General features: G+C 72.8%; 9 protein-coding genes. 5 read left to right on the forward strand and 4 right to left on the reverse strand.

What is annotated here, in order from left to right:
- Positions 1–91: 91 nt before the first annotated feature.
- Entirely contained in the window at positions 92–250 is a 159-nt protein-coding gene (locus ABZ194_RS07785) for a hypothetical protein (RefSeq protein WP_355593531.1), read from the reverse strand.
- 162 nt (positions 251–412) lie between these two features.
- On the opposite strand from ABZ194_RS07785, the gene ABZ194_RS07790 reads away from it, so the two are divergent.
- From ABZ194_RS07790 to ABZ194_RS07810, 5 genes are read left to right on the forward strand one after another with little or no spacing between them, the layout of a single operon-like run.
- Positions 413–673, forward strand: a complete 261-nt coding sequence (locus ABZ194_RS07790; RefSeq protein ID WP_355593533.1) for a hypothetical protein — start codon at positions 413–415, stop codon at positions 671–673.
- Positions 674–715: 42 nt separating this feature from the next.
- Positions 716–2,341 (forward strand): TIGR02677 family protein, encoded by a 1,626-nt coding sequence (locus tag ABZ194_RS07795; RefSeq protein WP_355593535.1) that lies wholly within the window; start codon positions 716–718, stop codon positions 2,339–2,341.
- Positions 2,338–3,666, forward strand: coding sequence for a TIGR02678 family protein (locus ABZ194_RS07800; RefSeq protein ID WP_355593537.1), 1,329 nt, complete (start codon positions 2,338–2,340; stop codon positions 3,664–3,666). The genes ABZ194_RS07795 and ABZ194_RS07800 overlap by 4 nt, the downstream gene beginning before the upstream one ends.
- On the forward strand, positions 3,663–7,886 hold the full coding sequence (locus ABZ194_RS07805; RefSeq protein ID WP_355593539.1) for a TIGR02680 family protein: 4,224 nt from the start codon (positions 3,663–3,665) through the stop codon (positions 7,884–7,886). Before ABZ194_RS07800 ends, ABZ194_RS07805 begins: the two co-directional genes overlap by 4 nt.
- Positions 7,883–9,151 carry a TIGR02679 family protein gene (locus ABZ194_RS07810; RefSeq protein WP_355593541.1) on the forward strand — a complete coding sequence of 423 codons (1,269 nt, stop codon included), beginning with the start codon at positions 7,883–7,885 and terminating at the stop codon, positions 9,149–9,151. The genes ABZ194_RS07805 and ABZ194_RS07810 overlap by 4 nt, the downstream gene beginning before the upstream one ends.
- Before the next feature lie 125 nt (positions 9,152–9,276).
- On the opposite strand, the gene ABZ194_RS07815 is transcribed toward ABZ194_RS07810, so the two are convergent.
- The 3 genes from ABZ194_RS07815 to ABZ194_RS07825 form a co-directional block, all read right to left on the reverse strand.
- The gene (locus ABZ194_RS07815) at positions 9,277–9,957 is read right to left on the reverse strand and encodes an NUDIX domain-containing protein (protein WP_355593543.1); all 681 of its coding nucleotides are present in this window, start codon (positions 9,955–9,957) and stop codon (positions 9,277–9,279) included.
- Between the two features lie 59 nt (positions 9,958–10,016).
- A complete protein-coding gene (locus ABZ194_RS07820; RefSeq protein WP_355593545.1) occupies positions 10,017–11,837 on the reverse strand; it encodes a DUF4434 domain-containing protein in 1,821 nt (606 codons plus the stop codon).
- Between the two features lie 69 nt (positions 11,838–11,906).
- Positions 11,907–12,995, reverse strand: coding sequence for a glycosyltransferase (locus ABZ194_RS07825; protein WP_355593911.1), 1,089 nt, complete (start codon positions 12,993–12,995; stop codon positions 11,907–11,909).
- Positions 12,996–12,999: the final 4 nt, after the last annotated feature.

Raw genomic sequence — 12,999 nt, forward strand, 5'->3', positions numbered from 1 at the left:
GCCTCCCGAGCGCTGATCGAACGTGATCAGCACCATCCAACTGGCAGCAGCGCTCTACACGTCAACCCGGTGATCGTTTCCGGTCACAGCACTAGGCGGGCTGGCTGACGGCCAGCCAGGTGCCGGTCAGCCCCGGGCAGTCCTCGGTGTCCTGCTGTTCCATGGAGAACCGCGCGGTGTAGGAGGCCACCCGCCAGTCACGCCCTCGGTGTCGAAGGCGACCTCCGTCGGCTCGAACTCGAACCGCCACGCGACCTCGTTCGTATTGGTGTCCCCGTCGCAGTCGACGGTCCGGGGCAGGGTGCCCGACCCGGACCAGAGCTTGTACAGATCACTGGCGTCCAGCGGAGGGAAGCCGCTCACCCACGGGGGGTCATCGGCTCCCCGGCCGGATCGGTGAAGTGGACGGAAGGTGTCCGAAAAGTCGATATTTGGCTGGTTGTCCGTGCCGACCATCGTTCCCATCGGGGATCCACGCACGGATATCGCGTTCCAGCGCCTGGACGCCACGGCGCGGTCTCCCCATGACGTGAACAGCGATACGGGGTCATGCGCGGCCGCCAATCCCGACCCGCTCCAGCCCGGCGACGACCACCCGGATTCACCGCGGGCGGCCTTTCCCGCATCGGCGAAAATCCTCAACGGCCCGAACATCCACAAACCGACGGGGTGAATCAAGGACCCGTCACCGGCGGGGGTGCATATGATCGTTGCCATGGAGGAGCCGGCACGGGTCCCATCGGCGAAGGACGACGCCGGCGATTCGTGGCAGCGGCTCAGCGCGTACGCGTACCTGAGCGCGCCGGAACGGCTTGAGTATCTCGCCGTCATGCGGGTCTTCTGCGGAACGCTCCTGGCGGACCTGGCCGTGCCGGATGTGCTGACGAAACTGGCGGCCTCCGGCGGCCCGGGGGCCCGGCTGAACGCCGAGACGCTCACCGGCCGGATGGAACAGCTGGTGCGATGGGGAAACCTGCTGCGCGGCAGCCGCACGGTGAAGGCGTCCAGCATCACCGACTACCAGCGTTCCCGGTCCCGCTACCAGCTGTCCAAGCTGGGCGAACGGATCCAGCGGAACGCCGACGAGGTGCTGGCGGGAGCAGACGCGGCGCGCGAGGTGAGCAGCGAGCTGCTGGCACTGGTCGACAGGGGGCTGCGCGAGCTGGCCGAGCTGGTCCAGCAGCCGGGCGGCGCGGAGCCGCAGGACGCGCTGGAGCGGATCAGCACGATCTTCGTGCAGTTCACCGAGTTCGCCGACTCCGTACGGGACTTCTACGCCTACCTGGGCCAGGTGCTGGCACGGTACGACCTGGACGGCGCCGAGTACCAGGGGTTCAAGGAGCTTCTGCTCGACTACGTCGAGGCGATCACCGAGGACGTGGCCTTCCGGGCGCCCCGGATCGCGTCGGCGCTGGATCGGCTGTGGCCGCTGCTCCCCGCCTTGCTGGACCGTCTCGACGCACATGTCCGGGGGCTCCCGGGAGTGCCCGCCGGCGCGGCCGGACAGCCTGAGACCCGAGTACAGCGCAGCCGGGGTCGTGAGCCGGCGGACTGGGAAGGGCTGCGCGACTGGTTCACCGACACCGAGGGACGCGGCAGTCAGGTCGACCAGCTGCGTGACGCCACCCTGAGCGCGCTGCAGTCGCTCCTCGCCAACGCCAAGCGGATGCTCCGCTCGGCCTCGGGTGAGATGTCACGGCGCAAGGACCTGCTGCGGCTCGCCAAGTGGTTCGACGAGGCGGCCCCCGACGACGCGCACGACATCGCGGTCGCCGCCTTCGGTCTGTACGGTGCCCGGCACCTGGGCGTTCCGCCCGACCCCGACCAGGTGGTACCCGCCTACACCAGCTGGTGGACCGGCCCCGTGGCCGAGGTGCCGGTCGCGCTGCGCGAGCGGGGCAGCCGCGCCCAGCGGGGCCGGACCTCCTCGGTGGAGGACCACTCGGCGCAGAAACGGCGGCTCCAGCAGGCCGCGCGGGACCAGGCCGCGGCCAGGCGTGCCGCCGCGGACGAGCTGCGGAGCGCCTCGGGGCGCTTCGCCCAGGTACGGCTCACCTCGGCCGCGCTCTCGCTGCTGCTGGAACTGCTGGCGACGGCCCTGGGAAACGCGCAGCTGCGGCGGGCCGCCGGCCTGACCGCGGAGCGGAAGCGGGACTTCACCCTCGACGGCGCGCGGAGCGAGGAGGCGGAACTCGGCATCCGGCTCACGGTGCGCCGCGTCCCCGGCACGCGGACGGCGCTGAACTCGGTCGACGGCGAGCTGGTGCTGGAAGACCTGGAACTGACCGTCGAGGGCTTCGCCCGCACGATGGGCGAGGAGACGAACGTGAGCGCCTCATGACCATCCCCTCGGCCCACGACGCCGCCCTCGGCGCCGAGCGCCGCAGCGCCGCCCGGCTGCTGCTCGCCCACCCGCTCGTGACCTCGGACGGCCCGCACGCCGACCTGTTCCCCCTGGTCCGCAGACACGCCGACTGGCTGGGAAGGCGGTTCCAGCAGGTGCTCGGCTACCGGCTGCTCGTCGACACCTCCTACGCCAGGCTTTTCAAGGCCGGTCTGGGCGCCGGCGCGGGGCATCGGCTCGAACGCTCCACCGGCGCCCCGTTCACCCCTCGCGCCTACGCCTGCCTCGCGCTGGCGCTGTCGGTGCTGGTGACGGCGCCCGAACAGCTGCTGCTCTCCCGGCTGGTCGCCGACATCAAGGCCGCCGCGGCCGACGCCGGAGTGGAGCTGGAGGGCACGGGCCGGGCGTCGGAGAAACGGAGCCTGGTCGCCGCCCTGCGCCGGCTGGTCGACTGGGGTGTGCTCACCGAGACCGAGGGGAGCGTCGGCGCAGCCGCGCGGGACGACGGCGGCGAGGCTCTGATCACGGTGGACCGGGAGATAGCCCGTGCCGTCGTCGCCGGGCCGCTCACGCAGAGCCTCGACGGCGCGGACCTGGTACGGCGCGCGGCGGACCCCGGGTTCGGCGGCCCCCGTACCTACGTGCGCCGGATGCTGGTGGAGACACCGGCCGTCTACCTCGACGAGTTGACCGACGCCGAACGCGACTGGTTGCGGACCCGGCAGCGCCGCGAAGCGCAGGCGTTCTCCGAGATCCTCGGCCTGGAGACCGAGATCCGGGCCGAAGGCGTGGCGCTGGTGGACCCCGACGACGAACTGACCGACCTGCGTCTGCCCGGCACCGGAACCGTCGCCCAGGCGGCTCTTCTCCTGGTCGGGCGTCTGGTGGACCGGCTGAGGCCCGAGAGTTCCGGGCACCCGGCGACGGGGGGCCGGCTGGTCGTCGGGGTCGCCATACCCGACGACCTGGTGGACGAGGTGCTCACCGGGATCGTGGCGGAGTACGGGCGGCGGAGCGGCTGGCAGCGGGACTACCTGGACGATCCGCCCGCACTGCGGAACGCCGTACTGGACCTGCTGACCCGTATGCGGCTGGTGGCTCGGGCAGGCCCGCTCCGCGCGCAGGGGCACGGCCTGCCCGCGGGATACCGGGAGACCGCGGCGGAGGGCCGCCCGGTCACCGATGTCGCCGGCGCGCGCGCCGGCACGGGCGGCTGGGCGCTGCTCGCCGCAGCCGCCCGTTACGCCACGCACGTCACCGTGGGCGGGACCACCGGGGCGGGACGGGACGCCGACGACGTACAGCAGGAGCTGCCGCTGTGATCCGAGACACGAACGCCCCCGTACGGCGCCTCCCGGCGTCGGACGGACCCCGCTTCCGGCTGCACCGCGCGGGTATCGGCAACGTCTGGCAGTACGACGAGCAGGAGTTCGCGTTCGGTGACGGTCGGCTGCTGTTACGCGGCAAGAACGGCGCGGGCAAGTCCAAGGCGATGGAGATGCTGCTGCCGTACCTGCTGGACGGCGACGCCCGGGCTCTGGATGCCACGGGCACGGGCCGGACCACGCTGGCCTGGCTGATGCTGGAGGGGTTCGAGCAGACCAACCGCCTCGGTTACCTCTGGGTCGAGTTCCGCATGGAACGACCGGACGGCGACCGCTACCTCACTCTCGGCGCCGCTGTCCGGGCCTCGAAGTCGACGAAGAAGGCCGTTCCATCGTTTTTCGTCACCCCGCTCCGGGTCGGCGAGGAGCTCCGGCTGGTCGAGGAGAGGACACCCCTGCCCGTGGACCGGCTCAGGGAGAAGGTCGGCCCGGAGAACGTGACGGACCGTGCCGTCGAGCACCGCGCCCGGGTGGCCCGCGAACTGTTCGGCATCACCGACGCCGCCCGCTACCGCAACCTCACCCAGCTCCTGCACCGGCTGCGGCGCCCGACCGTCGGAGACCGGATCGAGTCCGGCGGGCTGGCCTCTCTGCTGAGCGAGACCCTGCCAGGGCTGGAGGAGGAGGTGGTGGACCAGGTGGCCCGTAACCTCCACGACCTGGACACGGTGCGGGACGAGCTGGGGCGCCTGGAACGGACCGATTCGGCGCTAAGCGCCTTCCTCACCGATTACCGCGGCTACCTGATCGGAGTGCTGCGCCGGGCCTCGGAGGAGGTGGGCCGGGAGCTGGACCTGCTCGGGCTGCGCCGCAGGGAAGCCGGTGACGCGGTGAAGAAGACGGGCAGGCTGCGGGGACAGGAGCAGGAGGCGGGTGAGCGGCTGCTCGCCCTCCGAGAGGAGCAGCAAGCCGCACGGGCCGAACTCGACGCCGTGCGCGCGAGCGACGGTTACCGCAGCCTGGCGGAGCTGTCGGAACGCCGCGACAAGGTCAAGGCCCTCCGCGCCGCGGCCGATACGGCCTTCAGGTCCCTCCTGGGGGCGCACACCGCCGGGGAGTCCGCGGCCGACCGGCTGGCCGACGGCGGCGTACGGCTACGGAGCCGCCTCAGCGAGTTGACCGAGGAGCACCGGGAGCTGTGCGCCCGCGCCGAACGGGCGGGGGTTCCCGTCGGCCATCTCGGCGCCGTGGTCACCCTGCCGCGCGGCGGACAGGGCGGGCACACCGAGGAGGAGCTCACCGATCCCTCAGGTGAGCGGCACACGGTGCGGCACCGGCGGGTGGCCGCCGTGGACACGGCGGCCGTCGAGGCCGCCCTGACAGCGTGGCGGGAGCAGCTGGAAAAGGCCGGGCCGCTGATGAAGAACCGCGTCCGGACGGTCCGGGAGGTGAACAAACTGGTCGGCGAAGCCCGTATCGCCCGGACGGAGGCCGACGTCGCGGACACCGCCCGCGAGCGGCTGGAGGGCGAGGCCGAGAAGGCCGCGGACCACCTCGCCGGCAGCAGGGAGAAGGTCGTCACGGAGAGCGGCGCCTACGCCGACGCGGTGACGCGGTGGACTGAGCGCACATCCGCCGCCGTCGGTCCGGACCGCCCCACGCTGCGCGGTGTCCGGAGCACGGTCGGCCACGCGGCGCCCCCGGACGGGTCCTTCGCCGAACGGACGCTGCCTCCGGACGCCGACGCGCAGGCGGAACAGGCCGCCCGCGAGACCCTGGAACCGTACGACGCGGAACTCGCCGACCGGCAGGAGGGGCACGCGCTGAACGTCGCCCGGCTCGCCGATGAGCACGAACGGCTGACCGCGGAGAAGACGGAGTGGGAGCGGCGCGCCGATCCGGAGCCGCCCATGCCGTATCACCGCGCCGCGGAGCGGGCAACGGGCACCGGAGCGCCTCTCTACCGGCTGGTGGACTTCGACGACCGGCTGCCGGACGCGGACCGGGCAGGTCTGGAGGCGGCTCTGGAGGCGAGCGGGCTGCTCGACGCCTGGATCGGCGCGGACGGCGTGCTCCTCGACCCGCTCACCCGCGACACCCTGTTCCGTCCGGGCGGGACGGAACCGGCCGGACCGACCTTGGCCGCCGCGCTGCGGCCGGTCCCGCCGCCGGAGAGCGGTGTCACGGCCGAGCAGGTCAAGCGGGTACTGTCCGCCGTCGCGCTGGAGACGGCCGAGACAACCGAGGCCGAGAGCGCCGTGCACTACGACGGCAGCTGGCGGCTGGCCGCCCTGCGCGGCAGGCACACCAAGGACGGCGCCGAGTACGTGGGCGCCGCCGTACGCGCCGAGACCCGCCGGCGGCGGCTGACCGAACTGACCGAGCGGATCACAACGGTAAGGGAGCTGCTCGACCATGAGCGCGAGCGGCTCGGCGAGGTCAGGTCCTGGCGCCGGGCACTCGCCACCGCGTGGCAGGGGTTCCCTCGGGCCCGCGCACTGGCCGGCGCCTGGACCGAAGCCGCGATCAGGGAGAAGACCGCCGCGGAGACGGCCGGCAGGGCCGCGCGCGCCGCCCGCGAAGCGGCCGACGCCCGGACCCGCGCCGTGGCCGCTCGGCGCGCGGCGGAGGCGACCGCGTCGGCCCACGATCTTCCCGTCGATCCCGAGGCTCTGTCGGATGTGCACACCGCGCTGAGAACCCTCCTCGACGGTCTCGAACGCCTGCGCAGGGCCATCGGCGGCACGGCCGCCGGGCTCGGCGGTAACCGCGACGAGTACACGGCGTACGAGAACGCCGGCGAAGCGCGCCGTGAAGCGGAGGGCGAGTACGAGACCCGCCTCGGTGAGCTGCGTCCGGAGGAGGGCATCCTCCACACACTCGAAGAGACCGTGGGATCGGCCGAGGCCGAGATCCTGGCCCGGGAGAAGGCGGCCCAGGAACGGATCGACGGTGTCGCCCGTATGTCGTGGGGAGTTCAGCGGACATTCGACGACCTGCGTGAGATGAGGATCCGCGCGGAGGAGGGCGAGAGGAGGCGTCTCGGGGCGCTGGCGGACCAGGAGGTGGCGGTCATTCACACGGGCGGAGCGCTCCGCGGAGCCCTCGACCGGCCGGAGGTGGTCCGCGGCGCCGGGCTGACCCCGGCCGCCGTGCCGCAACAGTGGGCCGACGAGCCGGACGCGGACACCCGCACCCGTATCCGCGCGCTCCGCGAACTGGCCGACGCGGTGCGGAACCGGCTCGACCAGCCGAGAAAAGAGGTTTCGGACAGCGCCCTGCTCAACCGGCACACCGAGCTTCGTGACCAGTTGGCCGGCGGCTACGACGCGCAGCTTGAGGAGTACGACGGCATCAAGGTCTGCCGGTTGGTCGACGACCATGGACCGCACGACGTGGCGCTCGTCGGAGAGCGGATAGCCGCCCAGGCCGCCGAGGCCAGGGGGCGGCTCACCGACCGCGAACGCGAAGTCTTCCAGCGCTTTCTCACCGGCGAGCTCGGCGACCACCTGTCGACGCAGGTGATCGCCGCGGCCAACCTGGTCGCCGCGCTGAACGACACCCTGCGTACCGTACGGACCTCGCACGGCCTCGGCGTGGAACTGGAGTGGAAACTGGACGCCGACGCCGACGCCGACGTACGAGCCGCCGCCGACCTGCTGCGCAGCCCTTCGCGGCTGCGGACCCGCGAGCAGACCGAGCAGCTTCGCGAGGTACTGCGGCGCCGGATCGAAGACGCGCGCAGGGCCGACCCCTCGGCCGGCTACGCCGCCCACCTGCGCACCGCGCTGGACTACCGGGACTGGTTCCGCTTTCACACCTTCGTGGTCGAGGACGCCGCCCCCGGCCGCAGGCGCAGGCTCACCGGCCGGACCGGCCTCAGCCAGGGCGAACAGCGCGTGCTCTCCTACCTCGTGCTCTTCGCCGCGGCCGCCGCCCACTTCACCACCGTGGGCGAGTCCGCACCACAGGCGCCGCGGCTGATCCTCCTGGACGACGCGTTCGCCAAGGTCGACGAACCCACCCACGGGAGACTCGGCCGCATTCTCGTCGATCTCGATCTCGACTTCGTCCTCACCAGCGAGCGGCTCATCGGCAACTGGTCCGAGGTGCCCGCCCTGGAGATCTACGAATGCCTCCGCGACCCCCACGTACGCGGGGTCGCCACCCTGCACTACACGTGGAACGGCCACCATCGGCGCCTGGTGTCCGTGTGAGTACCCGGCCGCCGGCGCTGCCCGCCGAGACCGGGGAGTGGCTGGCCGGGCCGGGCCTCGGCCGCCTGTGGGAGGCGGCGCGCAGACGCCTGGAGGGCAACGGCCTGCGCACCGCGGGTTCACTGCGGCTGACCGGGTTGGAGGCACAGGAGAGAACCGCGCTCTCCCAGCTGCTGGGCAGGATTGTCACCGGCACCGCCGTGACCGTGCGGCTGGACGCGCTCGACGCCCGGTTGCGTACCTCGGCGGCCGGCGTCGGGCTGGTGGAGACCCTGAACGCGCTGGGCCCGCCGCTCACCGACCGCCGGGCCGTCCGGGCGGATGCCGAGACACGGCGCGAACAGGTGTGGTCGTCGGTCGCCTCGGCCCTGGACGCGTCATCCATGGCCGGTGAGCCGTGGACCCGGCAGTGGTACGACTCCCTGCGCCGCGTGGGCGTGCCCCGGGACGTGCCGCCGGAGACGGCGGTCCGGACCCTCCGGCAGGCGGTTCAGGTGCTCGCCGTACTCCTCGGAGCGGAGCGGCGGGGGCCACGGGGGCGAGGTGAGCTCGCCGCCGAGGCGACGGGGTCCGCGCACGGCCTGGACGACGGGACATGGCTCGCCCGTCTCGTCCAGCGCGGCATCGCCCTGGCACACGGCAGGGAGCCTCCCGACGACGCGGCCGGACGACGCGCGCTGTGGAGGCTGGCGGATGTGACCCCGGACGAGGTCTCCAGCACCGTACTCGCCTACGGCCTGCGCCCGAGGGGCGACGGCTGGCGCGAACGGGCCCTGCGCGAACGGGCCACACACCACGCGGAGACCCAGCTCACCCTGCGCGACCTGCGCGCCCTGCGGCTGACGCTGCCGCCGGGCACGCTGGTGCGCATCTGCGAGAACCCGCGAGTCGTGGAGGCCGCGGCCGACTCCGCCTGCTCACAGCCTCTCGTCTGCACCTCCGGCAGCGCGGCCACCGTGGTCCTCACGCTCCTCGACGCCATGGCCGCCACCGGCTGCCACTTCGCCTACCACGGCGACTTCGACTGGCCGGGACTCGCCCTGGCCAACCGGATCATCCGCCGGTACGACGCCCGTCCCTGGCGGCTGCACACCGACGACTACGAACGGCTCGCCGCCCGCGCCGAGGGGGTTCCCCGGCTACCGCTCGCGGGCCGGCCGGTCACGGCGGACTGGGATCCGGACCTGGCCCCGGCGATGGCGGCCCTGGGCATCGCCCTCCACGAGGAGGCCACCCTCGACCTCCTCGTGCGGGACCTGCGCTGACGTCCGGCCGGACACCCGGACCGTGATCAGACGGAGGGGACGGAAAGGCCCAGGTCGCGCGGATCCACGCGCTGCGGTCCTGGATCGAGCAGGGCTGCAAACTCCCCTGCGGAGATACGCGGCGATCAGTCCGCCGGCGGGGTCTCCTTCGGGGAGCGGGGCATCGGGGGGTGGAGCAGTACGGCGGGGCCCCGGCGGTAGAGCTTGGCGGGGCGGCCCCCGTCGCGGGTGGTGGTGCGGCCGGTCGGCACCAGGAAGCCCTCCGCGCTGGTGACCTTCCGGTGGAAGTTACGCGGGTCCAGCGTCCGCCCCCAGACGATCTCGTAGACCCGGCGCAGGTCGGCGACGGTGAACTCCGGCGGGCAGAAGGCCGCGCCCAGCGAGGTGTACTCAAGCTTGTCCCGGGCGCGCTCGACGCCGTCGACCATGATGCGCCGGTGGTCGAAGGCCATCCCCGGCAGGGAGGAGACCGGCTGCCAGCTCATGTGGGCCTCGGTGGAGGCCGGCAGGTCGGGGGCGAGGCCCAGGTAGGCGACGCTCAGGACGCGCTGGCGCGGGTCGCGGTCGGGGTAGCCGTAGGTCCGCAGCTGCTCCAGGTGGACGGCGGCCCCCGGCAGGCCGGCCCGTTCGGCCAGGACGCGGGCGGCGGCGGCCGGCAGATCCTCGTCGAGGTGGATGAAGCCGCCGGACAGGGCCCAGTGTCCCTCATAGGGTGGCCTGTCCCGCCGCCAGACGAGCGCGCTCAGCGCCTGGCAGCGCACCGTGAGGACAACCAGATCCACGCTGACGGGAATGCGCGGAACCATGCCAGGCACGTTACACCGGTCAGGGCTCCGCGCGGACGCGCAACGGCTCAGCACACCGATCAGGACTGCAGGCGGACGTGCAACGGCTCGGCCGCCGCCCGCCCGTCCGGGGCCGCGACCTCGATTTTGACCCAGCCGCCGGACGGCACCCGGCTCCAGTCGAACGGGATCCACGCCGTCCTGATCCCGGCGGGCAGGCCGGGCGGCGGCTCCGTCAGGTCCACACCGGTCACCTCGACGGCCTTGGGGGACGGCGCGCCGTCCCAGGTGACGGTCACCGTGCCGCCCAGCGGAAGGTTGTAGCCCCGGATCTCCACACCGTCCTGGATGTCACGCCTCAGGCGGACCGCGTCCACCGGGATCGGCCGGTCGGAGTCGCGGGCGATCTGCTCGGCCAGGGACGGCGTGCCGCAGGTGAAGAAGTCGCTCCACATGTAGGAGACGACCTTGGAGACGTACCGGCCGACCTGGGTCACGGCCGCGTCGAGCCGCTTCTTGTCGGTGTGCCCCCGGGTGCCGGTCCTCGGCGCGCAGGGCTCGTCGCCGGACGGCTCGAACGCCTCCACGTTGGCCCAGAGCTGCACGTCGTGGCCCTGGGCGACCATCCTGGCCCGCGCCGCGGCCATCTCCCGGTAGTAGTCGCGGGTCGAGCCGTGGTAGGCGGCGCCGTTGGTCGTCTCCCCCACGACCGGGCGCAGCCGGTCGTCCACCCGCTCCTCGCGCTGGTCGGGCCAGAACAACCCGACCTTGCCGGTGCCCCGGCTGTCCTGGGGCGCGATGATGCCGACCCCGGCCCTGGCGAGTGCCTCGAAGCCGGCGGCCACCTGCCGGGGTGTGGCGCTGAAGGGCAGCCGTTTACGCGCGTCCAGGTAGGGGCTGACCAGGATGGGCTTGCCGGGCATCTCCTGTTCGACGATCCCGTGCTGCGAGGCGTAGACCGCGAGCGTGGGGTGGTCCGGTTTCATCTCCCGCAGTTGCAGCTCGAACGGCTGGTAGAAGCCGCCGAGCGAGGGCCTGTCCTTGAACCGGGCACCGTAGTCCTGCAGGACGCGCCGGGTGAGCGTGGTGAGGGTGTCCGTGCCCCGCTCGGAGGCGCGGGTGCTCTGCGCGGGGTCGCGCGGGGAGAGCGGCAGCGCGGGGAAGACCCGTACGCCGAACCGGTCGCCCAGGTCCAGCAGCTCGGTGAGGCTGTCCCGCGCGGCGCCCGCGATCAGGATCAGGTGGTAGCCGCGCCCCTTGTTTCTGATGTTCTCGCAGCCGGCGTCGTCGGTCCCGTCGTCCGGCGCGACGATCCGGTAGAAGACGGTGTCGCCGACGGGGATCCGCCGCTCGAACTCGGGGCAGCGGAACAACCGGTCGCCGAATGCCTCGTCGGTCCGGTAGACGAACGTCCAGCTGACCCTGTTGCCGGGATTGGCCGCTTCGAGGTCCTTCTCCGCCGCCGCCACGCAGGACAGCCCGTCCTCGACGCAGGACGTGTAGCGGGGGTCGGCCGCCCTGCCCTCCTTGTCGAGGACGCGGCCGTCCTCATCGGTCCTGCGGCCCTGCAGCCCCCACCCGATGCGGATCACGGTGTCCCCGCCCACCTCGTGGATGGCGGCGAGCTGCCGGCGCCAGGTGCAGTGGTCGGTGGTGGGGATGAGCCAGTAGCCGGTCAGCGCGTACGGCGCGCGCACGGTGGTGTCGAAGGTTCCGCAGGGGTCGGTGAAGGCCCCCTCCCCGGCGGCCGGCGAGGCCGGGGGATGCGCGGCGGAGGTCGGCGACGCGGTCGGCGAACCGCTCTCCGGCGGGGCGTCCCGGTCTCGGGGGAGAACCATCACGATCGCCGCCACCGCCGCCGCGAGGATCGCCACGCCGAGAATAGTGGTGAGCCAGCGCACGTTCAGGACACTACCGTTCTCGCGATCAGGCGGACATAAACAGCTTCGCCGCGCACGCCGTGCGGGGGGTCAGCTTTTGACCCCTGCCCAGGCCTCAAGCTGGGAGACGAAACGGCGGGCCGAGTTCGGCCAGTGGTGGTTCGCACGGGCCGCCGCATAGCCCCGGGCGCCCTGCGCGTGCCGTTCCCGGGCGTCGTCCCGCAGGGAGAGCACGGCCTGTGCCACCGCCTTGGGGTCTCGCCAGGGCACGACCGTGCCGCTGCCGTAGCGTTCCACCAGTTCCACCGCGCGTGGCGACGGAGTGGTGATCACCGGGATCCCGTGGGCCATGTACTCCACGATCTTCGTGGGCATGGAGTGCCGGTAGTTGGGCTCGTCGTGCAGGAGCGACAGCCCGGCCAGCGCGCCGTCGAGCCGCTTGAGCGCCTCGTCGTTCGGCATGAAGTCGCGCCACTCCAGCACTCCCTCGGTCACCGCCTCGTTCAGCGTCGGGCGCGACCGCGAGTCGGCGTAGCCGATCAGCTCGACCGCCACCCGGTACGGCTGGAGCAGCCGGGCCACCTCGATGGCCTCGTGCACGCCGCGCGCCTCCGACAGCCAGCCGAGGTAGACGACGCGGTCGTCTCCCGGCTCGGTCACCTCGTCGGGCACCCAGGTCTCGTTCGGCACCACCAGGTGGGTCCGGTGGAACCGGCCGGCGTAGGCGCTCTCGGCCAGGAGCAGGTGCAGGCGGCGCTCGGCCGCGCCCTCCAGCGTCCGGGCCACGAAACGCGCCGGCGGGCGGAGGAACGCGGGCAGCCAGGGCTTCAGCGACAGGGTCGCGGGGGTGTCCTCGTGGACGTCCCAGACCACCGGGGGCCGCTTGCGCACCCCCACCACCGCGAGCAGCAGCTCGGGATCGTGGATGATCACCAGGTCGACCTGGTCGCGCATCCGCTTGAACACCTTGCGGGCGGCGCGCACGGCGGACAGCCGCTTGCGCTCGGCCGCCCGGGGAAGGTCGACGCCGTTCACCCAGGAGCGGGCCATGACGCCCCGCGCGGTGTACGGCGCGGCGTACGTGACCTCATGACCGGCGTCCACGAGCGCGCGGATCTGCCGGTGCAGGATCCGGGCGTCCTCGGGGTGATGCACCACCGTCATGACGAGCACGTGCACTGCG

The sequence above is a fragment of the Streptosporangium sp. NPDC006007 genome (assembly GCF_040614315.1).
In the GTDB taxonomy this organism is placed as follows: domain Bacteria; phylum Actinomycetota; class Actinomycetes; order Streptosporangiales; family Streptosporangiaceae; genus Streptosporangium.

Bases quoted from the DNA above. Each gene is read 5' to 3' on its own strand.
- ABZ194_RS07800 (WP_355593537.1), top strand. From the start codon at position 2,338: ATGACCATCCCCTCGGCCCACGACGCCGCCCTCGGCGCCGAGCGCCGC.
- ABZ194_RS07795 (WP_355593535.1), top strand. From the start codon at position 716: ATGGAGGAGCCGGCACGGGTCCCATCGGCGAAGGACGACGCCGGCGAT.
- ABZ194_RS07815 (WP_355593543.1), bottom strand. From the start codon at position 9,957: ATGGTTCCGCGCATTCCCGTCAGCGTGGATCTGGTTGTCCTCACGGTG.